The sequence below is a fragment of the Pseudomonas sp. S60 genome, from assembly GCF_016647865.1.
GTDB lineage: Bacteria > Pseudomonadota > Gammaproteobacteria > Pseudomonadales > Pseudomonadaceae > Aquipseudomonas > Aquipseudomonas parafulva.
The window spans coordinates 1-26588 of record NZ_JACVVH010000022.1 but is presented as its reverse complement, the minus strand read 5'-3'; the positions used below and the strand labels follow the sequence as shown (position 1 = coordinate 26588).

23 protein-coding genes and 1 pseudogene are annotated in these 26588 nt (G+C 63.6%); 9 read left to right on the top strand and 15 right to left on the bottom strand.

Going from position 1 to position 26588, the window contains the following annotated elements; translation table 11 throughout:
* Positions 1-3: 3 nt before the first annotated feature.
* The 3 genes and pseudogenes from IAE33_RS24960 to IAE33_RS12980 form a co-directional block, all read right to left on the bottom strand.
* Positions 4-726: a methyl-accepting chemotaxis protein gene (locus tag IAE33_RS24960; RefSeq protein ID WP_442967374.1), complete on the bottom strand. Its 723-nt coding sequence runs from the start codon at positions 724-726 to the stop codon at positions 4-6.
* Positions 727-858: 132 nt separating this feature from the next.
* Positions 859-1902 (bottom strand): annotated as a pseudogene (locus IAE33_RS24955) (Cache 3/Cache 2 fusion domain-containing protein); the annotation flags it as partial.
* Positions 1903-2057: 155 nt separating this feature from the next.
* On the bottom strand, positions 2058-2984 hold the full coding sequence (locus tag IAE33_RS12980) for a LysR substrate-binding domain-containing protein (RefSeq protein WP_201163784.1): 927 nt from the start codon (positions 2982-2984) through the stop codon (positions 2058-2060).
* Between the two features lie 157 nt (positions 2985-3141).
* On the opposite strand from IAE33_RS12980, the gene IAE33_RS12975 reads away from it, so the two are divergent.
* Positions 3142-4503, top strand: coding sequence for a NorM family multidrug efflux MATE transporter (locus IAE33_RS12975; RefSeq protein ID WP_201163783.1), 1362 nt, complete (start codon positions 3142-3144; stop codon positions 4501-4503).
* Here the strand turns inward: IAE33_RS12975 and IAE33_RS12970 are convergent.
* Positions 4500-6158: a putative bifunctional diguanylate cyclase/phosphodiesterase gene (locus IAE33_RS12970; protein ID WP_201163782.1), complete on the bottom strand. Its 1659-nt coding sequence runs from the start codon at positions 6156-6158 to the stop codon at positions 4500-4502. The two genes, IAE33_RS12975 and IAE33_RS12970, sit on opposite strands and share 4 nt — an antisense overlap.
* Before the next feature lie 291 nt (positions 6159-6449).
* Between IAE33_RS12970 and rep the strand changes: the two genes are divergently transcribed.
* Together rep and IAE33_RS12960 are read left to right on the top strand one after the other, a co-directional pair.
* Positions 6450-8459 carry a DNA helicase Rep gene (gene rep / locus IAE33_RS12965; protein ID WP_028632915.1) on the top strand — a complete coding sequence of 670 codons (2010 nt, stop codon included), beginning with the start codon at positions 6450-6452 and terminating at the stop codon, positions 8457-8459.
* Positions 8460-8524: 65 nt separating this feature from the next.
* Positions 8525-9097, top strand: a complete 573-nt coding sequence (locus IAE33_RS12960; RefSeq protein ID WP_028632914.1) for a xanthine phosphoribosyltransferase — start codon at positions 8525-8527, stop codon at positions 9095-9097.
* Positions 9098-9176: 79 nt separating this feature from the next.
* Here IAE33_RS12960 and IAE33_RS12955 read toward each other — a convergent pair whose 3' ends face one another.
* The 5 genes from IAE33_RS12955 to dadA all read right to left on the bottom strand — a co-directional run bounded on the left by IAE33_RS12955 (position 9177) and on the right by dadA (position 14995).
* Positions 9177-11039, bottom strand: a complete 1863-nt coding sequence (locus tag IAE33_RS12955; RefSeq protein ID WP_201163781.1) for an acetyl-CoA hydrolase/transferase family protein — start codon at positions 11037-11039, stop codon at positions 9177-9179.
* A 135-nt stretch (positions 11040-11174) separates the two neighbouring features.
* Complete coding sequence (locus tag IAE33_RS12950; protein ID WP_028632912.1) at positions 11175-11597, bottom strand: c-type cytochrome; 423 nt, start codon at positions 11595-11597, stop codon at positions 11175-11177.
* A 136-nt stretch (positions 11598-11733) separates the two neighbouring features.
* Positions 11734-12282 carry a cupin domain-containing protein gene (locus IAE33_RS12945; protein WP_028632911.1) on the bottom strand — a complete coding sequence of 183 codons (549 nt, stop codon included), beginning with the start codon at positions 12280-12282 and terminating at the stop codon, positions 11734-11736.
* Positions 12283-12389: 107 nt separating this feature from the next.
* A complete protein-coding gene (gene alr / locus IAE33_RS12940) occupies positions 12390-13463 on the bottom strand; it encodes an alanine racemase (RefSeq protein ID WP_201163780.1) in 1074 nt (357 codons plus the stop codon).
* Between the two features lie 146 nt (positions 13464-13609).
* A complete protein-coding gene (gene dadA / locus IAE33_RS12935) occupies positions 13610-14995 on the bottom strand; it encodes a D-amino acid dehydrogenase (RefSeq protein ID WP_201163830.1) in 1386 nt (461 codons plus the stop codon).
* A gap of 75 nt (positions 14996-15070) precedes the next feature.
* Here dadA and dadR point away from each other — a divergent pair, with 75 nt between their 5' ends.
* On the top strand, positions 15071-15559 hold the full coding sequence (gene dadR / locus IAE33_RS12930) for a transcriptional regulator DadR (RefSeq protein WP_003258963.1): 489 nt from the start codon (positions 15071-15073) through the stop codon (positions 15557-15559).
* Positions 15560-15561: 2 nt separating this feature from the next.
* Here the strand turns inward: dadR and IAE33_RS12925 are convergent, their stop codons facing one another.
* Complete coding sequence (locus IAE33_RS12925; RefSeq protein ID WP_028632908.1) at positions 15562-15915, bottom strand: YkgJ family cysteine cluster protein; 354 nt, start codon at positions 15913-15915, stop codon at positions 15562-15564.
* 177 nt (positions 15916-16092) lie between these two features.
* Between IAE33_RS12925 and IAE33_RS12920 the strand changes: the two genes are divergently transcribed.
* Entirely contained in the window at positions 16093-17385 is a 1293-nt protein-coding gene (locus IAE33_RS12920) for an NAD(P)/FAD-dependent oxidoreductase (protein WP_201163779.1), read from the top strand.
* A gap of 17 nt (positions 17386-17402) precedes the next feature.
* Here the strand turns inward: IAE33_RS12920 and IAE33_RS12915 are convergent, their stop codons facing one another.
* Complete coding sequence (locus tag IAE33_RS12915; RefSeq protein WP_028632906.1) at positions 17403-17633, bottom strand: DUF1127 domain-containing protein; 231 nt, start codon at positions 17631-17633, stop codon at positions 17403-17405.
* A 178-nt stretch (positions 17634-17811) separates the two neighbouring features.
* Between IAE33_RS12915 and IAE33_RS12910 the strand changes: the two genes are divergently transcribed.
* Together IAE33_RS12910 and IAE33_RS12905 are read left to right on the top strand one after the other, a co-directional pair.
* Complete coding sequence (locus IAE33_RS12910) at positions 17812-19242, top strand: aminotransferase-like domain-containing protein (protein ID WP_201163778.1); 1431 nt, start codon at positions 17812-17814, stop codon at positions 19240-19242.
* Positions 19243-19323: 81 nt separating this feature from the next.
* The gene (locus IAE33_RS12905) at positions 19324-20850 is read left to right on the top strand and encodes a phospholipase D family protein (RefSeq protein ID WP_442967372.1); all 1527 of its coding nucleotides are present in this window, start codon (positions 19324-19326) and stop codon (positions 20848-20850) included.
* Positions 20851-20862: 12 nt separating this feature from the next.
* On the opposite strand, the gene IAE33_RS12900 is transcribed toward IAE33_RS12905, so the two are convergent.
* On the bottom strand, positions 20863-22002 hold the full coding sequence (locus tag IAE33_RS12900; RefSeq protein WP_201163776.1) for an MFS transporter: 1140 nt from the start codon (positions 22000-22002) through the stop codon (positions 20863-20865).
* Between the two features lie 14 nt (positions 22003-22016).
* Complete coding sequence (locus IAE33_RS12895) at positions 22017-23510, bottom strand: aldehyde dehydrogenase (RefSeq protein ID WP_201163775.1); 1494 nt, start codon at positions 23508-23510, stop codon at positions 22017-22019.
* A 195-nt stretch (positions 23511-23705) separates the two neighbouring features.
* On the opposite strand from IAE33_RS12895, the gene IAE33_RS12890 reads away from it, so the two are divergent.
* The gene (locus IAE33_RS12890; RefSeq protein WP_028632901.1) at positions 23706-24065 is read left to right on the top strand and encodes a cupin domain-containing protein; all 360 of its coding nucleotides are present in this window, start codon (positions 23706-23708) and stop codon (positions 24063-24065) included.
* A 78-nt stretch (positions 24066-24143) separates the two neighbouring features.
* Here the strand turns inward: IAE33_RS12890 and rpmG are convergent, their stop codons facing one another.
* Positions 24144-24299 carry a 50S ribosomal protein L33 gene (gene rpmG / locus IAE33_RS12885; protein ID WP_003253507.1) on the bottom strand — a complete coding sequence of 52 codons (156 nt, stop codon included), beginning with the start codon at positions 24297-24299 and terminating at the stop codon, positions 24144-24146.
* 10 nt (positions 24300-24309) lie between these two features.
* Complete coding sequence (gene rpmB / locus IAE33_RS12880) at positions 24310-24546, bottom strand: 50S ribosomal protein L28 (protein WP_028632900.1); 237 nt, start codon at positions 24544-24546, stop codon at positions 24310-24312.
* A gap of 361 nt (positions 24547-24907) precedes the next feature.
* On the opposite strand from rpmB, the gene IAE33_RS12875 reads away from it, so the two are divergent.
* Positions 24908-26497: an ABC transporter substrate-binding protein gene (locus IAE33_RS12875; RefSeq protein ID WP_201163774.1), complete on the top strand. Its 1590-nt coding sequence runs from the start codon at positions 24908-24910 to the stop codon at positions 26495-26497.
* Positions 26498-26588: the final 91 nt, after the last annotated feature.

Genomic DNA, 26588 nt, shown 5'->3' with positions numbered 1-26588 from the left:
GTTTCAGCGGAAGCGGTCCACTTCCTGACGCAGCTGCGCTGCCAGCCCTTCCAGCTCCCGCGCTGTGAATGCCAGCTCGTTGGCCACCTCGCGCTGTTCACCGTTGGCCTGGGCGATGCTCTGCAAGTTGCGGCTCAGCACGGTCGCAGTGCTGCTCTGCTCCTGGGTCGCCGTACTGATCACGGCAAACTGCTCACCCGCCGCGCGGCTTTGTTCGTCGATGCGGGCGAGTGCCTGCGCGACTTTGCCGTTGCGCGCCAGGCCGTCCTGCATCAGCTGGTTGCTCTGCTCCAGCGTGGTGATGGCGTGCCCGGTCTGCTGCTGGATGCTGGTGATCATGCCGGAGATTTCATCCGTGGCCTGGCGGGTTCGCGCTGCCAACCCACGCACCTCGTCAGCCACCACTGCAAAGCCGCGCCCCTGCTCACCGGCACGGGCCGCTTCGATGGCAGCGTTCAAGGCCAGCAGGTTGGTCTGCTCAGCGATGGCGGTGATGACGCTGATGATGCTGCCGATCTCCTGCGAACGCGCACCCAGGCTGTTCATCACCGTGGCGGTACCACCGAGGGCATCGGCAATCTGCGTGAGCGAGTGCGACGCTTCTTCCATGGCGCCGCGGCCCACGCGGGTCTGCTGGGCATTGTCGCGGGCCATGCGCTCGGTGCCCGCCATGTTGTCGGCGATGTTCATGGAGGTGGCGCTGAACTCTTCCACCGCGCCTGCCATGCTGGTGATTTCGCCTGATTGCTGGTCCATGCCCTCGCAGGCGCCAGCCGAGAGGCCAGACAGCGAACGGGCCCGGGTGCTGACCTGCTCGGAAGCACTGCGAATATGCTCGACCATGTTCGAGAGGGCTTCACCCATCTTGTTGAAGCTGCGCGCCAACTGCCCGATTTCATCGTGGCTGGTCACGTTCAGCCGTGCGTTCAGGTCACCCGCCCCGAGCGCTTCGGCCTGGCGCACCAGGTCGTCCAGCGGGCGCAGCTTGCGCCTGAGCAACCACAGCGTGGCAACCACAGCCATGAGCATGGCCAGCAGGCTGCCGATGGCAAGGCGCAGGCCTACGCTCCAGGTCACCTCGCGGATCTCCGCCAGTGGCATGCTCGCAACCACTGTCCAGGGCCCTTCGGCAAAGGGCGCGGTGGCGCTGTACAGCGGTTGCTCGGCATTGGCCGGCGGCACCAGCCACTGGCCCTTTTCATCCTGCAGTGCCAACGAACCGGTCTGGCCAATGCGGAAGCGTTTGAGGTTGGCGAACTGGGCATTCTGCGCATCGGTATAGTCGAAACCCACGAACAGCACCGCGATCACCCGGCCATTGCCGTCGGTCATCGGCACGTAGCGCGTCATGTAGTTGCGGTCGAACAACACGGCGCGGCCAACGTACATCTGCCCGGCCAGCAGCTTGGCGTAGGCCGGGTGCTGGCGGTCGAGCTGGGTACCGATAGCGCGGCTGCCGTCCTGTTTCTTCAGGTTGGTGCTGATGCGCACGAAATCGTCGCCGCTGCGCACAAACACCGTGGCGATACCGGCAGTCATCTGCTGGAAGTCGTCTACCTGCTGGAAGTCGTTGTTCAACAGCTGATCGCCCAGGTACAGGGCCGGCGTTGCCTGGCCTGCGACCTGCACGGTCTGCCCTGTATGCAGCGACAGCCCAGACGCGAAGCGGCGCTCGAACAGGCCGCTCAGGCGCTGGGTATTGTCCTTGAGCGAGCCGTGGAACGTGTCAAGCTGGTCGGCCAGCAAGCGCGCCTCACTGGCCAGGTGGGCCTGGCGCGTGGCGAGGTTGGCATCGTCCAGTGAACGCAGGGCAAAAAGGGTACTGCCGGAAATCACCAGCGCCAGCACGATGGCGAGGGCGATACCGAGTTGCGAGGCAATTCGTGCACGCGGTTGAGGCATGGGGAAGCTCCTGGCAAGAGGCCGGGATCATCCTGATCACGCTGACCGCCCGCTTCTATTCGACGGGAAGCGCGCCCTCTTCCGGGACGCTGGTGCCACTTGATCGGCGTCGCTGCTGAATACTTGAGTGCCGGGCCGGGATATACCGCTCGCAATCAGAGGGCTGGCAGGATCGCCACTTCGGGTAGCGCCATGGCAGCCACCTCTGCTTGCAGAAAGGCGCTCAGGCGGCGTAGCCGCTCGCCGCCCGGCCGTGTGCGCGGCCATACCAGGTAGTAGTCCATGCCGCTGGGTACCGCTGTCGGCCATGGCAGGCTCATGCGCCCCTGCGCCACATCTTCGGCCACCATCATCAGGTCGCCGATAGAAACACCGTAGCCACGGGCCGCCGCAATCATGCCCAGTTCAAGGGTGTCGAACACCTGCCCGCCCTTGAGCGAAACCTTGCCACCCAGGCCCAGGCGCTCCAGCCATACCCGCCAGTCGCGCTTGTCCATCGTAGGGTGCAGCAGCTCGCTGCTCGCCAGGCGCGCCGCGGTCCAGGGCCCGTCATCCAGCAGCCCTGGTGCGCCCACCGGCACCAGCAGTTCGGGGAACAGCTTGCGCACCTCCCACTCTGCCGGGAACACCCCATCGCCCAGCAGCACCGCGCAATCGAAGGGTTCCTGGTTGAAGTCCACATGGTCGACGTCCATCCAGGCACTGGTCAGTTGCACTTCGTTGCCAGGCTGCAGCCGGCGGAAGCGGCTCAGCCGGGCCAGCAACCAGCGCATGGTCAGGGTGGACGGCGCCTTCATGCGCAGCATGTCGTCTTCACCGCGCAACGTGTCACAGGCACGCTCAAGCGCGGCAAAGCCTTCCCGCACACCCGGTAGCAACACCCGTGCAGCTTCGGTCAGTTGCAGGCTGCGGCCACTGCGCATGAACAAGCGGCAGGCAAAGTGATCCTCCAGCGTGCGAATGTGCCGGCTGACTGCGCTCTGGGTAATGGACAGTTCTTCGCCGGCACGGGTGAACGAGTTCAGCCGCGCTGCGGCTTCGAATGCGCGCAGGGCATAGAGGGGAGGCAGCTTGCGTTGCATGAGGCTCCTGGCACACGGGCCCTTGGGGCAAATGATCAGGAAGCTTACATGCATGAGTCAGACTCATGCCAATGATCGCATTTATCCTTTTGTGCAAAGCTGACCCAGGCCTCAGAATCGCCCTTCGTTCCCGCCTGTCATCACCAAGGACCGCCCCATGCACGTCGCCCCCACTACCGAGTTCAAGGCATTGCTGCGCCTGGCAGGCCCGCTGATCACCTCGCAGTTGGCGCACATGCTGATGGTACTCACCGACACCCTGATGATGGCCCGCATCAGCCCACAGGCCTTGGCCGGTGGCGGCCTGGGTGCGGCGAGCTACTCGTTCGTGTCGATCTTCTGCCTTGGCGTGATCGCGGCGGTCGGCACGCTGGTGGCCATCCGCAAGGGCGGTAACGACATCGAAGGGGCCACGCGCCTGGCCCAGAACGGTCTGTGGCTGGCATGGGGCCTGGCGCTGTTTGCGGCGCTGGTGCTGTGGAACCTGGAGCCGGCGCTGCTGCTGTTCGGGCAAAAGCCCGAGAACGTGGCCTCGGCCGCCGAGTTCCTGACCCTGCTACCCCTGGCCCTGCCCGGCTACCTCACATTCATGGCGTTGCGCGGGTTTACCAGCGCCCTGGGCCGTTCGGCACCGGTGATGGTGATCAGCCTGGTGGGTACGGTGCTCAACTACCTGCTGAACGTTGCTTTAATCGAAGGCATGTTCGGCCTGCCGAAGCTCGGCCTGATGGGCATCGGGCTGGTAACTGCCGTGGTGTCGATGGGCATGGCCATTGCCCTGGCGCTGTACATCCGCTGGCACCCGGCCTACGCCGCCTACCCACTGCGCAAAGGCCTGTCCCGCCCGTCGCTGCCGGCGTTGCGCGAGCTGTGGCGGCTGGGGCTGCCGATTGGTGGCACCTACATGGTGGAGGTGGGGCTGTTCGCATTCGCGGCGCTGTGCATGGGCGTGCTGGGCAGCACGGAGCTGGCCGCGCACCAGATCGCCCTGCAGATCGTGTCCACCGCGTTCATGGTGCCGACCGGCCTTTCCTACGCCGTGACCATGCGTGTGGGCCTGTACTTCGGTGCGGGCAACCTGCTGGCAGCCCGCAGCGCCGGGCGGATTGGCATCGGCCTGGGGGGCCTGATCATGTTCGCCTTCGCCGCGCTGTTCTGGCTGCTGCCCGACGCCCTGGTGGGGCTGTTCATCGACCGGAATGACCCTGCGTTCGCGGCGATCTTCCAGCTGGCCGTGCAGTTGTTGATGGTGGCCGCCTGGTTCGAGCTGTTCGACGGCATGCAGACCATCGCCATGGGTTCGATCCGCGGGCTGAAAGACGCCAAGACCACGTTCCTGATCGGGCTGGTGTGCTATTGGCTGGTGGGCGCGCCAAGCGCCTGGCTGTTCACCTTTACCCTGGGCGGCGGCGCGGTCGGCGTCTGGTGGGGCCTGGCATTGGGCCTGGCGTGTGCAGCGGTGGCGCTTACGTTCGGCTTTGAATGGCGAATGAAGCGCATGCTGGGTAAAGCCGGCTAGCCGGCCTCGGCCTGCTGGCACTGCGACAGAAACGCCATCAGTTCGTCCACGGGCAATGGCTTGCTGACCAGAAAACCTTGCACCTGGTCACAGCCAAAGCCCCGCAACAAGCCGAGTTGCTCGTCGCTTTCCACCCCTTCAGCCACCACCTCCAGGTTGAGGTTGTGGGCCAGGTTGATCATGGCGTGCACCAGCTTGCGGTTTTCTTCGCGCATTTCCATCTCGGCGACGAAGCTGCGGTCCACCTTGAGCAGGGCGATGGGCAGGCTGTTGAGGTGCACGAATGACGAAAACCCGGTGCCGAAGTCATCCAGCGAGAAGCGCACGCCAAGGCGCCCCAAGGCGTCCATGGTCTGGCGCACCAGCTCGTTGCGGCGCATTACGGCCGTTTCGGTCAGTTCGAATTCCAGCCAGCGGGCATCGACGCTATATTCCTGAATGAGCCGGCTCAAGGTGGCCAGCAACTGGCTGTCCTGAAACTGGCGGAAACTCAGGTTGACGGCCATGTGCAGCGGCTCCAGCCCGGCGGCTCGCAGCGCCTGCATGTCCCGAAGCGCACGGGCGATGACCCAGTAGCCCAATGGCACGATCAGGCCGCTCTGCTCGGCCAGGGGCACAAACTCGCTGGGAGGCAACAGGCCACGCTCGGCATGACGCCAGCGCACCAAGGCCTCCAGGCCGACGATGTGGCCGTCCGCCAGGTTCAGCCGCGGCTGGTAGTGCAGCTCCAGCTCATCGCGGCGCAGGGCACGGCGCAGCTCGCTTTCCAGGTCTGCCAGGCTGCGGGCATTGCGGTTTATGCGCTCGTTGAAGACATGGTACGTGCAGCCCTGGCTGCCTTTGGCCTGGCGCATGGCGATGTGGGCGTGCCACATCAGCGGGTCGGCCCCACCTTGGGCGCGGGCATGTGCCAGGCCCAGGCTGCAGCCCAGCAGCAGGCTTTCACCGTCGATCCAGTAGGGTTCGGCCAGCGCCTCGATGATGCGTTCGGCCATCCACTCGGCGCGTTTGGGGTCGCGGCGGGTGTCGATGAGCAGGGCGAACTCGTCACTGCCCAACCGCGCCAGCTGGTCGCCGGCTTCCAGCTGGTGGGTCAGGCGGTTGACCACCTGCAGGATCAGCCTGTCCCCACTTTGGTGGCCCAGGGCATCGTTGACGTGGCGGAAGTTGTCCAGGTCCAGGTGGCCCAGGGCCAGGCCGCGGCCTTCGTTTTCGGCCAGGCGAGCAGTGAGCAGCGCCTGGAAACCCTGGCGGTTGGCTATACCGGTGAGGGGGTCCTGCTCTGCCAGGCGCTGCAAGGTGGCCACCAGCACACCCCGCTCGCGCACATGGCGCAGGCAGCGGCGCAGGGTGTGGGCACTGAGCTGGTCACTGACCAGCCAATCGCTGACACCCGCTGGCACCGTTTCAGGTTCGTCGTTCAGCAACAAGATGGTGGGCAGCTCGCACCGGCCCGCCGCCGGCAACAGGGCCGGGGTCGCCAGCACGATCGCCTGGCGGTCCTGGCTGAACAGGCTGTCGACCGCCTCCCAGCTGGGTGCCGTTACCAGCACGGTTGTACCGCGCAAGGCAGGCATGCACGCGTGCAGCAAAGTGGCCCATTCCGGCTCATTGGCCAACAGCAGCAAACGCAGAGGTTCGACAGGCGTAGGCAAGGGGGCTCCTTAAAGCTTTACGGTGCAACGATGAACGGTGGCCATATTACTGCATTTAATGAAAATGATTTTCACTTTTAAACATGTTCTTGTGTGATGTCATTCCGACGTATTTTGTCGTGCATCGTGCGCGAATCCTGACCACCCGGCAAATACGATTTTTTCAGCTGCAACCATTAGTGCCACTAATGATGCTGCAAAAGTCTGACTCGCGCGTCAGACGGTCGCGCCACAATAGGCCCATGCCTGATAGAATGCGCGGCTATTTTCTGGCGACCCCCGGTTTCTAGCATGTCCCGACTCAATCCCCGGCAGCAGGAAGCCCGTGACTATGTCGGCGGCCCTCTATTGGTGCTCGCCGGTGCAGGCTCGGGCAAGACCAGCGTGATCACGCGCAAGATTGCCCACCTCATCCAGAACTGCGGCATCCGTGCCCAGTACATCGTGGCGATGACCTTCACCAACAAGGCCGCCCGCGAGATGAAAGAGCGGGTCGGGACCCTGCTGCGCCCGGGGGAAGGCCGCGGGCTCACGGTGTGCACGTTCCACAACCTGGGCCTGAACATCATCCGCAAGGAGCACGGCAAGCTGGGCTACAAGCCAGGCTTCTCGATCTTCGATGAGTCCGACATCAAGGCATTGCTGTCGGACATCATGCAGAAGGAGTACTCCGGCGACGACGGCATCGACGAGATCAAGAACATGATCGGTGCCTGGAAGAACGACCTGATCCTGCCACCCGAGGCCCTGGAAAAGGCGCGCAACCCGCGTGAACAAACCGCCGCCATCGTCTATACCCACTACCAGCGCACGCTCAAGGCGTTCAACGCGGTGGATTTCGACGACCTTATCCTGCAGCCGGTAAAGCTGTTCCAGGAGCACCCCGAGGTGCTGGAACGCTGGCAGAACCGCGTGCGCTACCTGCTGGTGGACGAATACCAGGACACCAACGCCAGCCAGTACCTGCTGGTGAAGATGCTGATCGGCATGCGCAACCAGTTCACCGTGGTGGGCGACGACGATCAGTCGATCTACGCCTGGCGCGGCGCGCGTCCGGAAAACCTGATGCTGCTCAAGGAGGACTACCCTTCCTTGAAAGTGGTCATGCTGGAGCAGAACTACCGCTCCACCAGCCGCATCCTGCGCTGCGCCAACGTGCTCATTGCCAACAACCCCCATGCGTTCGAGAAGCAGTTGTGGAGCGAAATGGGCGTAGGTGACGAGATCCGCGTCATCCGCTGCAAGAACGAGGAAGCCGAAGCCGAGCGCGTGGCCATGGAAATCCTCACGCTGCACCTGCGCACCGACCGCCCCTACAGCGACTTTGCCATCCTGTACCGTGGCAACTACCAGGCCAAGCTGATCGAGCTGAAACTGCAGCACCACCAGGTGCCCTATCGCCTGTCGGGTGGCAACAGCTTCTTTGGTCGCCAGGAGGTCAAGGACCTCATGGCCTACCTGCGCCTGCTGGTGAACCCGGACGATGACAACGCCTACCTGCGGGTCATCAACGTCCCCCGCCGGGAGATCGGTTCCACCACCCTGGAAAAGCTTGGCAACTACGCCACCGAGCGCGGCACGTCGATGTACGCTGCCAGCGAGGAGCTTGGCCTGGGTGAGCACCTGGACGCCCGCTACACCGAGCGCCTGCAGCGCTTCAAGCACTGGCTGGACGGTGTGCGCCAGAAGGTCGCGCTGGACGACCCGATTGCCGCGCTGCACGAAATGATCCGCGACATCGACTACGAAAACTGGATTCGCCAGCAGACCGCCAGCGACAAGGCGGCCGAGTTTCGTATCAGCAACGTCTGGTTCCTGGTCGACGCACTGAAAAACACCCTCGAGAAGGACGAAGAGGGTGACATGACCATCGAGGACGCCATCGGCAAGCTGGTGCTGCGCGACATGCTCGAGCGCCAGCAGGAAGAGGAAGAAAACGCCGAAGGGGTGCAGATGATGACCCTGCACGCGTCCAAGGGGCTCGAGTTCCCGTACGTGTTCATCATGGGCATGGAGGAAGAAATCCTCCCGCACCGCTCCAGCATCGAGGCCGACACCATCGAGGAAGAGCGCCGCCTGGCTTACGTGGGCATCACCCGCGCGCGCCAGACCCTGGCCTTCACCTTTGCCGCCAAACGCAAGCAGTACGGGGAAATCATCGACTGTACGCCCAGCCGCTTCCTCGACGAACTGCCCCCGGAAGACCTGGCCTGGGAAGGCCTGGACGATGCCCCGGTCGAGGTCAAGGCCGCACGCGGCAACAATGCCCTGGCCGACATCCGGGCAATGCTCAAACGCTGATCAACCATTACTCTTAAACGCTGCCGCTGTTTGCGGCCACCTTTGTTACATCGAGGAATACCATAGTGGAAGCACTGCATCAGAAGATTCGCGAAGAAGGCATCGTGCTTTCCGATCAGGTTCTCAAAGTCGATGCGTTTCTCAACCACCAGATCGACCCCGCGCTGATGCAACTGATCGGTGACGAGTTCGCCCGCCTGTTCGCCGACGCCGGTGTGACCAAGATCGTCACCATTGAAGCCTCGGGCATTGCCCCGGCGGTGATGACCGGCTTGAAACTGGGCGTGCCGGTGATCTTTGCCCGCAAGCACCAGTCGCTGACGCTGACCGAGAACCTGCTGACGGCATCGGTTTACTCGTTCACCAAGCAGACCGAGAACACCGTGGCCATTTCGCCCCGCCACCTCAACAGCAACGACCGCGTGCTGGTAATCGATGACTTCCTGGCGAATGGCAAGGCGTCGCAGGCGCTGATCTCGATCATCAAGCAGGCCGGGGCAACCGTGGCTGGCCTGGGCATCGTCATCGAGAAATCGTTCCAGGGTGGGCGTGCCGAACTGGACAGCCAGGGCTATCGCGTCGAGTCGCTGGCGCGGGTGAAGTCGTTGGCCGGTGGCGTGGTGACGTTCATCGAGTAAGGGCCTGAACGGGCGCCGCCTGGCACCGGCCCCGCCGGTGTTCGCGGGTGCCCCCACACCGACCGGGCACGGCGCATTTCTAGGGCGCTGTGGCGGCGAGGGCGGCCAGCAACAAGCGCTGGTAAAGGTCTTCTTTCAGGCCGTCGGGCTGCTCCAGCGCCATGCGCGCCAGATGCGCCTCATAACCTTCCGGCCCGGGCGCATCGAGGGTTGCCTTGCCCAGCGCCAGCACTTCGCTCAGCTTGAACTTGCTCTTCAACCAGCCAAGTGCCCGCAGCAAGTCCTGCTCCACATCGGTGAAGTCGGTACCCAGCGGGTACTCGGCAAACAGCTGGCTGTGCTGTGCGCGAATCGCCTCCAGGCGTTCAGGGGTGTTGTGCGTGAAGCGCGTGTCCAGCTGGAAACTTTTGGCCAGCTTGCCAGCGCTTTTCGCCTCTTCGATCAGCGCCTGCTGAAAACGTGAGTCGCACACGGCCAGCAACCGCGCAATCACCTCACTGTCGGTCTGCCCCCGCAGGTCGGCAACCCCATACTCGGTGACCACAATGTCGCGCAGGTGCCGGGGGATGGTGCAGTGGCCGTAGCGCCAGAACAGGTTAGAGGTGACCTCACCACCTGCCTCCCGCCAGCTGCGCAGCAGCAGTATCGAGCGGCCGCCCTCCAGCGCATGGCCCTGGGCGACGAAGTTGTACTGCCCGCCTACCCCGCTGAGCACGCGCCCGTCTTCCAGCTGGTCCGCCACACCGGCGCCCAGCAGGGTCATGCCGAATGCCGTGTTGATGAACCGCGCATCACGGCGCTGGCGACGCTTCAGGGCTTCATCGCCATACAGTTCGTTGACGAAGCTGATGGCCGTCATGGCAAACCGTGCACGCTGCTCCAGGGGCATGTCACGCAGGCGCTGGTAAAACGACTGGGGCCCAAGGAAAAACCCACCGTGCAGCACCACCTCCTGCTCGTCTGCAGTACGTCGCAGCAGGCCCGCATCGGCCAGTTCCAGCAGGCCGTTGACGAACATCTCGCTGCAGCCGTAAAGGCCCTCATCGAGCGGGGCCAGACCGCCTTCTCGCTCGATCAACGGCTGCCAGGCCCCGGCCCCCAACGCATCCATCGCCTCACGATAGGCGACATTATCGGCCTGACGCGCCAGCAGCGCCGCCGCTACCGCGTCGCCCATGGCGCCAATACCAATCTGCAAGGTGCCACCATCGCGCACCAGGCTGCTGGCGTGCAGGCCAATGCAGTGGTCCTGGGTATTGACCGGCATGTTGGGCGTGGAAAACAGGCGCCGCTGCTCGGCCTCATCCAGCAGCAGGTCGAAGGCATCCATCGGCAGCTCTGCGTCGCCTGGCATGTAGGGCAGCTGGGCATGCACCTGGCCGAGCATGAGGATGGTTTCGCCTGCTGCACGCCGGCGCTCGACCATGGGCAGCAAGTCCAGGGTGATGTCGGGGTTGCAGGCCAGGCTCAGGTGCACAGGCCGTTCTGGCGTGGCGGCTACCAGTTGCGCGATCAGGTTCAGGCCCTTGGCGTTGATATCCCGGGCGGCGTGGCTGTAATTGCTGCTGACGTAGTCCTGCTGGGCCGGCTCGCTGTGCAGCAGGCTGCCCGGCTGCATGAAGAACTGCTCCACACGAATGTTCGGCGGCAGGCTGTCGTTACGCAGGTCGGCCAGGTAATCGAGCTCTTCATAGTCGGCGAAGACACGCTCGACGAAGGGTTCGAGAAAGCGCCGTTGCAGGCCATCGCCCAGCGGTGGCCGGCCGAGGGACAACGCGGTGTAGAGGGTAAGCTGCCGCTCGGGCAGCTCGCGCACCCGGGCATAGAGGGCGTTGACGAACGCGTTGGGCTTGCCCAGGCCCAGCGGCAGGCCCATATGGATATGGGCCGGCAGGCGCGACAGCACCTGGTCGACGGCATGTTCGACAGAGCAGAGGTGCATCGGGGGCCTCCTGAGTCACCCATGGGTTCACGGGGTTGGACAGAAGGCGGGCAGCATTGGTTGCCGTGGCGTTGCAGCACCCCGCAAAAACAAAACCCGCCATCGGCGGCGGGCTTCGTGCAATAACGCGGTGCCCTACAGGCCGGACATCTTCTTGATGGCGGCTTTCAGGTCGTCATCCGAGCAATCGGCGCAGGTGCCTTTGGGCGGCATGGCGTTGATGCCGGTGATGGCCTTGGCCAGGATGCCATCCAGCCCACCCTGGTGGTCAGCGCGCTCTTTCCAGGCTGCGGTATCGCCCACCTTCGGCGCGCCCAGCAAGCCAGTGCCATGGCAGGCGTTGCAGTGCTTGGCGATGATGTCATCCGGCGTTTTGGCGGCCCCACCGCCTGCTGTGGCGGCCACTTCCATGCCTTTGCATTCCTGGCCCTGAACACACACCTGGCCTACCGGCGCCAGGCGCTTGGCAATATCGTCGTTGGTTGCAGCGGTTGCGCTCATTGCCCAGAGGGCGAGTAAGGCGGCTGGTAGGGCCAGCATCTTCTTGATTTGGTTCACGCGAACACCCTCATGGTGGCTAATCATGCTCGCGGCCACGGATCCTCGAGCGCTGAAAAGTATAGCGGTAACCATAAGGGCGGGAAACGACCCTACACCGGAAAGGGGTATTGGCGAAACAATGCACTGCGCTGGATCAAAAGTTTGAAGGCGTTGCCGCGCTGATCAGCCGTGCTGGCTGGTCGTAGGGGTTGCGAAAACGGTGCGGGCGGGTGCTTTCGAAGTAGTAGCTGTCGCCTGCTTCGAGGATGAACAGCTCGGTGCCAACGACCAGTTCCAGGCGGCCTTCCAGCAGAATGCCGGTTTCTTCGCCGTCATGGGTCAGCATTTCTGCGCCGGTATCGGCACCTGGCGGGTAGACCTCGGTGAGAAAGGCGATGGCACGGTTGGGGTGCGACTTGCCAACCAGCTTCATGGTGACGGCACCATCGGAGATGTCGATCAGCTCATGGGCCTTGTACACGATCTGTGCCGGGCTTTCAGGCTCGAGCTCCACGGAAAAGAACTCGACCATGGACATGGGTATGCCACTGAGCACCTTGCGCAGGGAGCTGATCGAAGGGCTGACACTGTTCTTCTCGATCATCGAGATCGTGCTGTTGGTCACCCCGGCACGCTTGGCGAGTTCACGCTGGGACAGGCCCTTGAGCTTGCGGATGGCTTGCAGTCGTTCGCCGACGTCCAAAGCTGGAGCCTCCTGAGACGGTGTGGGGGGGTGGATGTGAACGATATCATGGCAACGCCGTTCAGTATTTACAACACACCGCCCCAACGCCATTCATTACGGCACCCCTACTCGCCGCAGTATTCCAGCGGCACGCGCTTGACGTTGCAGAACACCTGATACGGGATCAGGCCCGCATGGCCAGCCACTTCACTGGCCAGCACCTGCTTGCCCCACAGCTCCACCGGGCTGCCCAGGTTGGCATGGGGCACGTCGGTAAGGTCCACGCTGAGCATGTCCATCGACACCCGGCCAATCAGTTGCGCGCGCGTGCCGGCCACCAGCACAGGTGTGCCATTGGGTGCCTGCCGCGGGTAACCGTCGGCGTAGCCCATGGCGACCACGCCAACCCGTGTGGGCCGGTTGCTGACGAACTTGGCGCCATAGCCCACCGGCTCGCCTGCAGGCAGTTCACGCACGCTGATGATCCGCGATTGGAGGGTCATGACCGGCTGCAGGCGCTGCGCCTGAGGCTGGGCGGCGTCGAACGGCGTGGCGCCATACAGCATCAGGCCGGGCCGTACCCAGTCGCCCTGAGCCTGCGGCCAACCCAGAACACCTGGCGAGTTGCGCAGGCTGCACTCGGCTGCCAGGCCCTCCCGGGCCGCCTCGAATACGGCGATCTGGCGGGCAGTGGCGTCGGCTTCAAGCTCATCGGCCCGGGCGAAGTGGGTCATCAGCACGATGCGTGCGACCTTGCCGGTGGCCAGCAGCCGCTGGTAGGCGTCGTGGTAGTCCTTGGCGTGCAGGCCAACGCGGTGCATGCCGCTGTCCAGCTTGAGCCAGACGGTGATGGGCTTGTGCACCGGGGTGTTCTCGATGGCCTCCAGCTGCCACAGCGAATGCACGGCACACCACAGGTCATGCTCGGCGATAAGGGCCAGCTCGCTGGCTTCGAAAAAACCTTCCAGCAACAGCACAGGCGCCTTGATGCCCGCGGCGCGCAGTTCCAGGGCCTCTTCGATACAGGCCACGGCGAAGCCATCGGCTTCGGCTTCCAGTGCCAGGGCGCAGCGCACGGCGCCATGGCCATAGGCATCAGCCTTGATCACGGCAAGGGCTCTGGCACCGGTGAGTTCACGGGCCAGACGGTAATTGTGGCGCAGGGCCTGGAGGTCGATCAGGGCGCGGGCGGGGCGCATGGCGGCTGCCTTCTGGTGATTCAGGTTGAAAACGGTATTGGTTTCGCGCTGGCAAGCCAGCTCCCACAGCGGGTTGCACCGGCCTCAGGCAATGCAAGGTGGCTGCGGGAGCCAGCATGCCGGCGATGAGGCCGGCACAGGCGCACTTACTGCTGGTGAGCGGGTGCAGCATGCCCCTGCCTGGCCACTTCCCGGCCACTGCCGTAGCGCGAAATGTCCAGCCCTTCGGCGCTGATCTGCGGCTGCTTGCGTGCAATCAGGTCCGCCAACAGGCGCCCCGAGCCACACGCCATGGTCCAGCCCAGCGTACCGTGCCCGGTGTTCAGGAACAGGTTGCGGAACGCCGTCGCGCCCACAATCGGGGTACCGTCCGGCGTAGCCGGGCGCAGGCCGGTCCAGAAACTGGCCTGGCCAAGATCACCGCCGCGAGGATAAAGGTCGTTGACGATCATCTCCAGCGTTTCGCGCCGACGCGGGTTCAGCGACAGGTCAAAACCGGCGATTTCGGCCATGCCGCCCACGCGAATACGGTTATCGAACCGGGTGATCGCCACTTTGTAGGTTTCATCCAGAATGGTCGATGTGGGCGCCATTTCAGCGTTGGTGATCGGCACAGTCAACGAGTAGCCCTTGAGCGGGTAAACCGGCGCCTTGATACCCAGCGGCTTGAGCAACTGCGGCGAATAACTGCCTAGCGCCAGCACGTAGCGATCGGCCGTTTCCAGCTTGCCATCGATCACCACACCGTTGATGCGATCGCCGGCGGCATCCAGGCGCTGGATGTCCTGGCCGAAGCGGAACTCCACGCCCAGCTTCACGGCTATCTCTGCCAGCTTGTTGGTGAACAGCTGGCAGTCGCCGGTCTGGTCGTTGGGCAGGCGCAAGGCACCTGCCAGGATATCCTTTACGCCGGCCAGCGCAGGTTCCACACGGGCAATGCCGTCGCGGTCGAGCAGTTCGTAGGGCACGCCAGACTGCTCAAGCACCGCGATGTCCTTGGCCGCAGCATCCACCTGGGCCTGGGTGCGGAACAACTGGGTGGTACCGAGGCTGCGGTTCTCGTAGGCAATGCCGGTTTCAGCGCGCAGCTCGTCCAGGCAGTCGCGGCTGTACTCGGACAGGCGCACCATGCGCTCTTTGTTCACCGCATAGCGGTTGGCGGTGCAGTTGCGCAGCATCTGCGCCATCCACAGGTACTGATCAACATCGCCAGTGAGCTTGATGGCCAGCGGGGCGTGGCGTTCCAGCAACCACTTGATGGCCTTCAGTGGCACCCCCGGGGCAGCCCAGGGCGAGGCATAGCCGGGCGAGATCTGGCCGGCGTTGGCAAAACTGGTTTCCATGGCCACCGCAGGCTGGCGGTCGACCACCGTTACGTCGAACCCTTGCCGGGCCAGGTAATAGGCACTGGCGGTTCCGATCACGCCGCTACCAAGTACCAGAACTCGCATCGTCTTGTTCCTCACACGCGGCACGCCGCAGGTTGTTATTGGGTGGCCATTGATGAGCGCAGTATAGGAATTCGCGACCAGTGCATTTCACTATATAAAAGCCTAATATTGGCGAGAATTCTCGGCAGAATCGCCTTTGACGGAGGGGCATCCCCTATGAGAACCCAGCACCAGAGCAAGCGTGAACTGGACAAGATTGACCGCAACATTCTGCGCATCCTGCAAAACGACGGGCGGATTTCCTTTACCGAGCTGGGCGAAAAGGTCGGGCTCTCGACCACCCCCTGCACGGAGCGTGTTCGCCGCCTGGAGCGCGAAGGCATCATCATGGGCTACAACGCGCGCCTGAACCCTCAGCACCTCAAAGGCAGCCTGCTGGTGTTCGTGGAAATCAGCCTGGACTACAAGTCGGGCGACACGTTCGAAGAGTTCCGCCGCGCCGTGCTCAAACTGCCCCATGTACTGGAGTGCCACCTGGTGTCCGGCGACTTCGACTACCTGGTCAAGGCGCGCATCTCGGAGATGGCGTCGTACCGCAAACTGCTGGGCGATATCCTGCTGAAGCTGCCGCACGTGCGGGAGTCCAAGAGCTACATCGTGATGGAAGAAGTGAAGGAAAGCCTCTGCCTGCCGATCCCGGACTGACCCTACACCAGCACCTGCCGGGTGGTGGCAATGAACTGGTGAACCAGCTGTTCGGCGGCGGGGTCGATCATCGGTTCCGGGCCCCGGCCACGCGGGCAGGCCAGGCGCGGGGTGGTGCCGAACAGGCGGCAGATCATCGGGCGCTCCTGGTACACCGTGCAACCTTGAGGCCCCAGGTGCACGCAGTCCAGCCGCTCCAGTGCGGCGTCCTGTTCGGCCTGGGTTTTGCGCGGCAGGCGGGCCATCTCCTGGGCGGAGGTGGTGACCGGGCCGCAGCAATCGTGGCAGCCAGGTTCGCATTCGAACGAGGGGATGAGTTCGCGCAGGAAGTGGATTTTGTGGCGGTTGCAGGGCATGGCGAAGTACAGGCTGACGAAGTGGGTGGATTATAGGCCCATTCGCGGGTAAACCCGCCCCACCGAATACCCCGCCCTCGCAGTTTTAACCGCGAAACCGGGCATGGCCTGGCTGGTTGCCGCGCCTGCGCGGCACAGCTTATCCTCGCCGCTCTCTCCAGCTTCAGGGCCAGCCCGATGATCCACAGCGCGCAGCACGCCGCCTCCTACTACGCCGCCAGCCGCTTGCCACACCCGGATCACGCGTTCCTGCAGGGCGAACACAGCGCCGATGTATGCGTTGTGGGCGGAGGCTACTCGGGCCTGAACACCGCCATCGAACTGGCCGAGCGCGGCTTTTCGGTCATCCTGCTGGAGGCCCGCAAGCTGGGCTGGGGCGCCAGTGGGCGCAACGGCGGGCAGCTGATACGCGGGGTTGGCCACGGGCTGGAGCAGTTTCTGCCGGTGCTCGGCGAGCAGGGTGTGCGCAGCCTGCAACTGATGGGGCTGGAGGCGGTGCAGATCGTGCGCGATCGCGTGGAGCAGCACGGCATTGCCTGTGACCTGAGGTGGGGCTACTGCGACCTGGCGAACAAACCTTCGCAACTGCATGGTTTTGCCGAGGAAGCCGAGCATCTGCGCAGCCTGGGCTATGCCCACGCGCTACGCCTGGTGGGCAAGGACGATATCCACAGCGTGGTAGGCGCCGACTGCTACGCGGGGGGGCTGGTGGACATGGGCTCGGGGCACTTGCACCCACTCAACCTGGCCTTGGGCGAAGCGGCCGTGGCCAGCCGCCTGGGCGTGCGCCTATACGAACAATCCGAAGTCACGCGGATCGACTACGGCCCCCAAGTGCAGGTGCACACCGCGCAAGGCCGGGTGCGTGCCAATACCCTGGTGCTGTGCTGCAACGCCTACCTGAACGGGCTGGACCGCGAACTGGCTGGCAAGGTGCTGCCGGCCGGTAGCTACATCATCGCCACCGAGCCGTTGGGTGAAGAACGTGCTCGCGCCTTGTTGCCGCAGAACATGGCGGTGTGCGACCAGCGCGTGGCACTGGATTATTACCGCCTGAGCGCCGACCAGCGGCTGCTGTTTGGCGGCGCCTGCCATTATTCCGGCCGCGACCCTGGGGATATCGCTGCGTACATGCGCCCCAAGATGCTCAAGGTGTTCCCTCAACTGGCCGATGTGCGCATCGACTACCAGTGGGGTGGCATGATCGGCATCGGCGCCAATCGCCTGCCCCAAGTGGGCCGCCTGGCGGGCCAGCCGAACGTGTATTACGCCCAGGCGTATTCGGGCCATGGGCTCAATGCCACCCACCTTGCGGCGCGGCTGTTGGGCGAGGCCATCAGCGGCCAGGAAAGCGGGCGCTTCGACCTGTTCGCCAAGGTGCCGCACATGACCTTCCCTGGCGGCAAGCACCTGCGCTCGCCATTGCTGGCGTTGGGGATGTTGTGGCATCGGCTCAAGGAACTGGTTTGAAGGTTGGGCGGGGAGCGTCACGCCTTCCAGAAGGGCTTGCGGCCTTCGGTTCGGGCTTGCTCCCAGCTAAGCCCTACGTCGCGTAGCTCGTCGTCGGTCAGCTGCAACAGCGTTCTGCGGGTCTGCCAGCGGTGCAGCATCAGCCCCCAGCGGCCCAGCCCCTGCGGGGCATTGAATACCCTGGCTTGCTGGCCCGCCTCCAATTCCTTTGCCAAAAGCTGCAAGCGTACATCAGTCATCCCAGCCATCACTGCGCCCTCCACGTGTGCCGAATCCATGGGCAAAGCATGGGGGTTGGGGGCGATGGCAATACAGAGCCAATGCAGCCTTATTATTCCCATACAGAATTGGCCGCAAGCCGACTGAATGCTGTATTTTCCGCTCATCTGTACCGGTTGCTACGCCAAGTCAGCGCAGGAGTATGCCGTGACCCTTTACCTGAACCTCGCCGAGCTGCTCGGTGCCCGCATCGAACAAGGCCTTTACCAGCCTGGCCAGCGGCTGCCCTCGGTACGTGCCTTGAGTGCCGAACATGGGGTCAGCCTGAGTACCGTGCAGCAGGCGTACCGCATGCTGGAGGACGGAGGCATGGTCTCGCCGAGGCCCAAGTCCGGCTATTTCGTCAACGACCATCGCCAACTGCCGGCATTACCGGCCGTCAGCCGCCCGGCGCAGCGCCCGGTGGAAATCTCCCAGTGGGAACAAGTGCTTGAGCTGGTGCGCAGCACTCCGCGCCAGAACGTCATACAGCTGGGCCGCGGCATGCCCGATATCGAAGCCCCAACGCTCAAACCACTGCTGCGCAGCCTGGCCCAGTTGAGCCGGCGCCAGGACATGCCAGGCCTGTATTACGACAACATCCACGGCAACCTGGCCCTGCGCGAACAGGTGGCACGCCTGGTGCTGGACTCGGGCTGCAGGCTGGCACCCTCCGACCTGGTGATCACCACGGGTTGCCACGAGGCGCTGTCCTGCAGCATCCGGGCGGTGTGTGAGCCGGGCGACATCGTTGCGGTGGACTCGCCCAGCTTCCATGGCGCCATGCAAACCCTGAAGGGCCTGGGCATGAAGGCGCTGGAGATCCCCACCGACCCGGTCACCGGTATCAGCCTGCAAGCGCTGGAACTGGCCCTTGAGCAGTGGCCGATCAAACTTATCCAGATCACCCCAAGTTGCAACAACCCCCTCGGCTACATCATGCCCGAGGCCCGCAAGAAAGCTTTGCTGAGCCTCGCCCAGCGCTACGACGTGGCCATTCTGGAAGATGACGTTTACGGCGACTTGGCCTACACCTACCCGCGCCCGCGTACGGTCAAGTCGTTCGACAACGATGGCCGCGTGTTGCTGTGCAGCTCGTTCTCCAAGACCCTGGCCCCAGGCCTGCGGGTGGGCTGGGTTGCCCCGGGGCGTTACCTGGAGCGGGTGCTGCACATGAAGTACATCAGTACGGGCAGCACCGCCAGCCAGCCGCAGCTGGCCATCGCCGACTTCATCGCTGCGGGGCACTACCAGCCCCATGTTCGGCGCATGCGCAGCCAGTACCAGCGCAGCCGCGAACTGATGAGCGACTGGGTAACCCGGTACTTTCCGCCGGGCACCCGGGTAAGCCGCCCCCAAGGCGGCTTCATGCTGTGGGTGGAGCTGCCTGAACACTTTGACACGCTGCGGCTGAACCGGGCGCTGCTCGAGCAGGACGTACAGGTGGCCGTGGGCAGCATCTTTTCGGCCTCGGGCAAGTACCGGCACTGTTTGCGCATGAACTTCGCCGCCCGCCCCACGCCGCAGATCGAAGCCGCCGTGCGCAAGGTGGGGGAAACCGTCCTGCGCCTGTTGGATGAAGAATACGCAGCCACGTAACTTTGCACAGCCCGGCACGGTCAAACCCGCAAGCCTTTCCTCGTACAGGACGACCCTCCCTTGAAAACCCAGCGAGCCCTGATGCTGGTGCTGCTGCTTGGCCTTGCCGGCTGCACCAGCATCAGCACGCCCCGCGAGACCAGCCAGGCGCTACCGGCCAACGACTCAGCCTTCGGGCGCTCGGTGCTGCGCCAGGCTGCACCCTATGAAGGGCGCTCGGGCTTTCGCCTGCTGCCCAACAGCAACGAGGCATTCCGCGCGCGGGCCGAGCTGATCCGCAATGCTCAGGCCAGCATCGACCTGCAGTACTACATCGTCCATGACGGCCTCAGTACCCGCGCCCTGGTCCACGAACTGTTGCGCGCAGCCGACAGGGGTGTGCGCGTGCGCATCCTGCTGGACGACACCACCAGCGATGGCCTCGACGCCATCATGGGCACCCTCGCCGCCCACCCCAATATCCAGATCCGCGTGTTCAACCCTTTGCACCTGGGCCGCAGTACAGGGATAACGCGGGCAATGGGGCGGCTGTTCAACCTGTCGCGCCAGCACCGGCGCATGCACAACAAGCTGTTCCTGGTGGATAACAGCATGGCCATTGTTGGCGGCCGCAACCTGGGTGACGAGTACTTCGACGCCGAGCCCAACCTGAACTTCACCGACATCGATCTGCTGAGCGTCGGGCCCATTGCCGAGCAGCTGGGGCACAGCTTCGACCAGTACTGGAACAGCGCACTGAGCCGGCCGATTACCGACTTTCTGTGGCACCAGCCCAACGAAAACGATCTGCGCAGCAGCCGGCACCGCCTGGAAGTGTCCCTGGCCGAAGCACGAACCCAGCGCAAGGAACTGTACGATCGCCTGATGGCCTACCAGTCCCAGCCACGCCTGGACACCTGGCGTAATGAGCTGATCTGGGCCCATGCCCAGGCGCTGTGGGACGCACCGAGCAAGGTACTGGCCGACGATGAGCCCGACCCGCAACTCTTGCTCACCCGCCAGCTGGGGCCAGACCTGCGTAACGTGCGCCATGAGCTGATTCTGGTGTCGGCCTACTTCGTCCCTGGCGAACCCGGGCTGCTGTACCTCACCCACAGTGCCGACGCAGGCATTTCGGTGAAACTGCTGACCAACTCACTTGAGGCCACCGACGTACCGGCCGTGCACGGAGGCTACGCGCCCTACCGCAAAGCCTTGCTGGAGCACGGGGTGAAGCTGTACGAGCTGCGCCGCCAGCCGGGCGACCCAAGCGCCGGCAAGCTGAACTTCCATGGCGGCTCCGATTCCAGCCTGCACAGCAAGGCCATCGTTTTCGACCGGCACAAGACGTTCATCGGCTCGTTCAACTTCGACCCACGCTCGGTACTGTGGAATACCGAAGTCGGCGTGCTGGTCGACAGCCCGGAACTGGCGGAATACACCCGGGCGCTGGCCGTACAGGGTATGGCCCCGGCCCTGAGTTATCAGCCAGAGCTGGTGGGCGGCAAGCTGATATGGGTGACGGAGGAAAACGGCCAGCGCCGGGTGCTGACATCAGAACCGGGCGGCCTGTGGCGGCGCTTCAATGCCTGGATCAGCAAGGCGGTTGGCCTGGAGAAGATGCTGTAGGGAAAAGCCCGTTTAGCCCGGCACCGGCTCGAAAGCCCCACGGCGTCGGGTGAGCACCACCAACCCGGCGGCGCCTGCCGCCATCAGCAATGGCAGCGCGTGGCCGCTGATCCATTGGCTCCCCGCCCCCGCCAGCAACGGCCCGAGCAGGCAACCGATACCCCACAACTGCGCCACGTGGGCATTGGCGCGTACCAGGGCGTCGTCCCGGTAGCGCTCACCGATCAGCACCAGTGACAAGGTAAACAGACCCCCGGCACTGGCCCCGAACAGCACCCACAACGGCCAGATGGCAGGCGTGTGCAGCAACAGCGGTATCGCCAGGCTGGACACCAGCAAGGTCGTGGCGCACCCGGTGAAGAGGGTTTGCCGTGACATATGGTCAGCCAGCACGCCAATGGGCAACTGCAGCACTGCATCGCCTACCACCACGGTACTGACCATGAACAGGGCGATTTCCGTGCTGAAACCCTGCTGCAGGCAATAGACCGGCAGCAGCGTGAGAATCATCGCTTCGAACGAAGCGAACAGGGCAATGGCCCAGGCGATTACCGGCAAGCGCTTACAGAACGCGTACAGGTCGCCGAACTTGACACTGCAGGCTTCGGTGGAGGGTGCTCCACCGCGCCCCAGCAGAAGCAGCGGCGCCAGCAGCAACAGCCCGGTCGCCGCCCAGAACCCGAAGTCATCATCCGAGCCGAGCACGCCCAGCACCAGCGGGCCGGCCAACTGGCTCAGCGCATAGCTGCTGCCATACAGCGCTACCAGCCTGCCCCGCCATTGCTCGACCACCAGCTGGTTGATCCAGCTTTCGCCAAGGATGAAGACCACGGTCAGGGCCATGCCGATCAGCAGGCGCAACAGCAACCACAACGGGTAGCTGGGCAGCAGTGCCAGCAGGCCGATGGACAGCGCACCACCCCACAGGCACAGGCGCATGGCAGAAGGCACACCCACCCAGCCCGCCAGGCGGCTGGCAAGGCTGGCGCCTGCCAGCACACCCAGCGCGGGCATGGCCGCCATCACCCCGATAGCGAAGCTGCCGTAGCCCCAGGCTTCCAGGCGCAAGGACACCAACGGCATGCTGACGCCGAGCGCAAGCCCGACGCTCAGCACCGACGCCAGTACGGCGAAGTAGGTACCCCAGCGCATCGCAGCCCCCGGGCTTACAGCTTGATCCAGGTCGCTTTCAGCTCGGTGTATTTCTCAAGCGCATGCAGCGACTTGTCACGGCCGTTGCCCGACTGCTTGAAGCCACCAAACGGGGCAGTCATGTCGCCGCCGTCGTACTGGTTGACCCAGACACTGCCGGCACGCACGGCGCGGGCAGTTTTGTGCGCCTTGGAAATGTCCGAAGTCCAGATGCCGGCGGCCAGGCCATACGGGGTGTCGTTGGCAATGGCCACCGCTTCCTCGGCGGTATCGAAGCTGATCACCGAAAGCACCGGGCCGAAGATTTCTTCCTGGGCGATCTTCATCGCGTTGGTTACGCCATCGAAGATGGTCGGCTCTACATACGTGCCGCCGGTTTCTTCCAGAGTGCGCTTGCCGCCAGTCAGCAGCTTGGCGCCGTCCTTGTGGCCTGCCTCGATATACGACAGCACGGTGTTCATCTGCTGGGTATCGACCAGGGCACCCACGGTGGTCTGTGGGTCCAGCGGGTTACCTGGCTTCCAGCCCTTCAGGGCCTCCACCACCATGGGCAGGAACCTGTCCTTGATGGACCGTTCGACCAGCAGGCGCGAGCCTGCGGTGCACACCTCACCCTGGTTGAAGGCGATGGCACTGGCAGCGGCCTGCGCGGCAGCCTGCAGGTCTGGCGCGTCGGCGAACACGATGTTCGGGCTTTTGCCACCGGCTTCCAGCCAGACGCGCTTCATGTTCGACTCGCCCGCGTACACCATCAACTGCTTGGCAATCTTGGTGGAGCCTGTGAATACCAGGGTATCGACGTCCATATGCAGGGCCAGGGCCTTGCCGACGGTGTGGCCGTAACCCGGCAGCACGTTCAGTACACCGGCCGGAATGCCGGCCTCGATGGCCAGCTGCGCAATACGAATGGCCGTGAGCGGTGATTTCTCGGACGGCTTGAGCACCACCGAGTTACCGGTGGCCAGGGCTGGGCCCAGCTTCCAGCAGGCCATCATCAGCGGGAAGTTCCAGGGGACGATGGCGCCTACCACCCCTACCGGCTCGCGGGTAACCAGGCCAAGCTGATCGTGGGGTGTGGGGGCAACCTCGTCGTACACCTTGTCGATGGCTTCGGCTGTCCAGTGGATGGCATTGGCTGCACCGGGGATATCGATGGTGGAGGAGTCGCCGATCGGCTTGCCCATGTCCAGGGTTTCAAGCAGTGCCAGCTCTTCGACGTTCTTGCGCAGCAGGTCGGCAAAGCGGATCAGCTTGGCTTTACGCTTGGCCGGGGCCAGCTGTGACCAGACACCGGCATTGAAGGTGGCGCGGGCATTTTCAACGGCGCGGTTGGCATCGGCCAGGTCGCAACTGGCAACCTTGGCCAGGAAGCGTCCGTCAACCGGGCTCAGGCATTCGAAGGTGTCACCGGATGCGGCATCGGTGTATTCGCCGTTGATGAAGGCGCGGCCTTCGATCTTCAGTTGCTGGGCACGCTGTTCCCAATCTGCACGAGTCAGGGTGGACATACGAAACTCCTCCTCTTGTTTAAATGCAATGCCGCTCTGAGGGCTCACGGGCATTGTCGGAATAGGGCCGGGCGACACGCGCACACTGGCATGCGATACCCTAAACCAGCCCCTTCAAACTATCAATATATTTGACACCCAGGGCCCAAAAGCCTACTCATGTTAATTTTATTGAACAACCCCAGGAGCCGACTCATGAGCATCGACCGTATCATCGACTTCGCCCAGGCCATAACCGAGGCAGAGCGCTACCGACCTGCCGCAGAAAAGATCATCAAAGGCGCGCCTGACCAGGCGGTATACAACCATTACTCCAGCCCTTGCGGGCAGTTTGCTGCCGGCGTCTGGGAAGGCGAGGTGGGGCAATGGGTGGTGAATTACACCGAGCATGAGTATTGCGAGATCGTGCAGGGTGTTTCGGTGCTGCGCGATCAGGAAGGCGGGGCCAAGACCCTGCGCGCCGGTGACCGTTTCGTCATTCCGGCCGGGTTCAAGGGCACATGGGAAGTACTTGAGCCGTGCCGTAAGATTTACGCACTGTTCGAGCAGAAGTAACCTGTGGCTTCAATGCCTGACAGGCATAAAAAAACCCGCGTCCTTTCGGATGCGGGTTTTTTTCAGGTCGCCGATCAATTACTTGATCTTGGCTTCCTTGTACACCACGTGCTTGCGAACAACGGGATCGTATTTCTTGATCTCGATTTTGTCCGGGGTGGTGCGCTTGTTCTTGTCGGTGGTGTAGAAGTGGCCAGTGCCAGCACTCGAAACCAGACGGATCAATTCACGCATGACGTTCTCCTTAGAACTTTTCGCCGCGAGCACGCAGCTCGGACAGCACTACTTCGATACCACGCTTGTCGATGACACGCATGCCCTTGGCAGATACGCGCAGACGCACGAAACGCTTCTCGGACTCAACCCAGAAACGGTGGTGTTGCAGGTTCGGCAGGAAACGACGACGGGTTTTGTTGTTTGCGTGGGAAATGTTGTTCCCGGTTACTGGACCCTTACCAGTAACTTGACAGACTCTCGACATGACTCAGCCCTCTAAAACCACATGCCCAACCCGGCATGGGTTGGCCGCTTAATCTCTCAGTCTTTGGCGCCAGGGCGCCGTGATTCTGGAGGTCTTATCGACCGGATTCGCTGATGCGACAGGCCGAGCCCCTAGAAAAGAGCGCTGCTTTATACCAGAAAGACTCGCTTGCAACAACATCTGATGCACGCCGGCAACAGGCTGAATGCCGCGGGCCAGCATACCGGCAGGCCTGGCTGGCGGTTGACCGCTCGTCGCCAGTTGCACAAAAAAGGGTGTGGTCATTTCCAGGCAGGGGCACTAGGGTAGGCCTTTTCCAGACTGCACTGGCAGATGGGCCACTGACAGCCAAGGAGCCACCATGCGTGCCACCGCCTATTCGTTATTGTTTACCTGCCTGTGCGCCGCAGGCCTCGCCCAGGCCGCGCCGCTCAGCGTTTGCACCGAGGCCAGCCCCGAAGGCTTCGACGTGGTGCAGTACAACTCGCTCACCACCACCAATGCTACCGCCGACGTGCTGATGAACCGCCTGGTAGACTTCGATGCCGCCCAAGGCAAGGTGGTGCCGAGCCTTGCGGCCAGCTGGAAAGTATCTGCCGATGGCCTGGTGTACGACTTTACCTTGCGCGATGGCGTGAAGTTTCACAGCACGCCCTACTTCAAGCCTACCCGCGAGCTGAATGCCGATGACGTGTTGTTCAGCTTCCAGCGCATGCTCTACCCGGCCCACGCGTGGAACAAAACGGCGCCAGGCGGCTATCCGCACGCCCAATCACTGCAGCTGGGCAGCCTGATCAAGGCGATCGATGCCCCTGCGCCGAACACCGTGCGCTTCAACCTCAGCCACCCGGACGCCACGTTCCTGGCCACCTTGAGCATGGGCTTTGCCTCGATTTATTCCGCCGAGTACGCCGACAAGCTGATGAAGGCTGGCACACCAGACAAGCTCAACAGCCAGCCGATTGGCACCGGGCCCTTCGTGTTCCAGCGCTTCCAGAAGGATGCGGTAGTGCGCTACCGCGCCAACCCGGACTACTTCGCCGGCAAGCCAGCGGTGGACCCGCTGATCTTCGCCATCACCACAGACGCCAATGTGCGGTTGCAGAAGCTCAAGCGTGGCGAATGCCAGGTTGCCCTCTCGCCCAAGCCGCTGGACATTGCCGAGGCGGGCAGCAACGCTGACCTGAAGGTAGCCAGCACCCCGGCATTCATGACAGCCTTCGTCGCCATCAACAGCCAGCACCCGCCGCTGGACAAGCCAGAGGTGCGGCAGGCCATCAACCTGGCGTTCGACAAGCAGGCCTACCTCAAGGCGGTGTTCGAGGATTCGGCGGTAGCCGCCAACGGGCCCTACCCGCCCAACACCTGGAGCTACGCCAAGGACCTGCCGGGTTACCCGCTGGATTTGAACAAGGCCAAGGCTCTGCTGGCCAAAGCGGGTATGGCCGATGGCTTCAGCACCACGATCTGGACCCGGCCGTCGGGCAGCTTGCTGAACCCTAACCCCAGCCTGGGTGCACAGATGCTGCAGGCGGACCTGGCCAAGATCGGCATCAAGGCTGAGATCCGTGTGATCGAGTGGGGTGAGCTGATCCGCCGCGCCAAGGCTGGCGAACATGACCTGCTGTTCATGGGCTGGGCAGGTGACAACGGCGACCCGGATAACTTCCTGACCCCGCAGTTTTCCTGTGCGGCGGTGCAGTCGGGTACCAACTTCGCGCGTTTCTGCGACAACCGCCTGGACCAGCTGATCAGCGCTGGCCGCACTACCAATGACCAGAGCGTGCGCAGCAGGCTGTACCAGCAGGCACAAACGCTGATTCAGCAGCAGGCGCTGTGGGTACCCCTGGCGCACCCTACTGCGGCTGCGTTGTTGCGCAAGGACGTGGAGGGGTACCAAGTGAGCCCGTTCGGGCGGCTGGATTTCAGCAAGGTTTCGGTGGGCAAGTAATCAGGTTGGGCCTGCGAGGTGTTCGCCGTGGCGGGTGCAGCGCTTGTGAGATCGAGCGCCGCCCGCGCGGCGCATCGCGAGCTGCGCTCGC

Bases quoted from the DNA above. Each gene is read 5' to 3' on its own strand.
- rep (WP_028632915.1), top strand. From the start codon at position 6,450: ATGTCCCGACTCAATCCCCGGCAGCAGGAAGCCCGTGACTATGTCGGC.
- dadR (WP_003258963.1), top strand. From the start codon at position 15,071: ATGAGAACCCAGCACCAGAGCAAGCGTGAACTGGACAAGATTGACCGC.
- IAE33_RS12900 (WP_201163776.1), bottom strand. From the start codon at position 22,002: ATGCGCTGGGGTACCTACTTCGCCGTACTGGCGTCGGTGCTGAGCGTC.
- IAE33_RS12905 (WP_442967372.1), top strand. From the start codon at position 19,324: ATGCTGGTGCTGCTGCTTGGCCTTGCCGGCTGCACCAGCATCAGCACG.
- alr (WP_201163780.1), bottom strand. From the start codon at position 13,463: ATGCGCCCCGCCCGCGCCCTGATCGACCTCCAGGCCCTGCGCCACAAT.
- IAE33_RS12925 (WP_028632908.1), bottom strand. From the start codon at position 15,915: ATGCCCTGCAACCGCCACAAAATCCACTTCCTGCGCGAACTCATCCCC.
- IAE33_RS12920 (WP_201163779.1), top strand. From the start codon at position 16,093: ATGATCCACAGCGCGCAGCACGCCGCCTCCTACTACGCCGCCAGCCGC.
- IAE33_RS12980 (WP_201163784.1), bottom strand. From the start codon at position 2,984: ATGCAACGCAAGCTGCCTCCCCTCTATGCCCTGCGCGCATTCGAAGCC.
- IAE33_RS12890 (WP_028632901.1), top strand. From the start codon at position 23,706: ATGAGCATCGACCGTATCATCGACTTCGCCCAGGCCATAACCGAGGCA.
- IAE33_RS12875 (WP_201163774.1), top strand. From the start codon at position 24,908: ATGCGTGCCACCGCCTATTCGTTATTGTTTACCTGCCTGTGCGCCGCA.
- IAE33_RS12895 (WP_201163775.1), bottom strand. From the start codon at position 23,510: ATGTCCACCCTGACTCGTGCAGATTGGGAACAGCGTGCCCAGCAACTG.
- IAE33_RS12915 (WP_028632906.1), bottom strand. From the start codon at position 17,633: ATGGCTGGGATGACTGATGTACGCTTGCAGCTTTTGGCAAAGGAATTG.
- IAE33_RS24960 (WP_442967374.1), bottom strand. From the start codon at position 726: ATGGCAGGCGCGGTGGAAGAGTTCAGCGCCACCTCCATGAACATCGCC.
- IAE33_RS12975 (WP_201163783.1), top strand. From the start codon at position 3,142: ATGCACGTCGCCCCCACTACCGAGTTCAAGGCATTGCTGCGCCTGGCA.
- rpmB (WP_028632900.1), bottom strand. From the start codon at position 24,546: ATGTCGAGAGTCTGTCAAGTTACTGGTAAGGGTCCAGTAACCGGGAAC.
- IAE33_RS12955 (WP_201163781.1), bottom strand. From the start codon at position 11,039: ATGCACCTCTGCTCTGTCGAACATGCCGTCGACCAGGTGCTGTCGCGC.
- rpmG (WP_003253507.1), bottom strand. From the start codon at position 24,299: ATGCGTGAATTGATCCGTCTGGTTTCGAGTGCTGGCACTGGCCACTTC.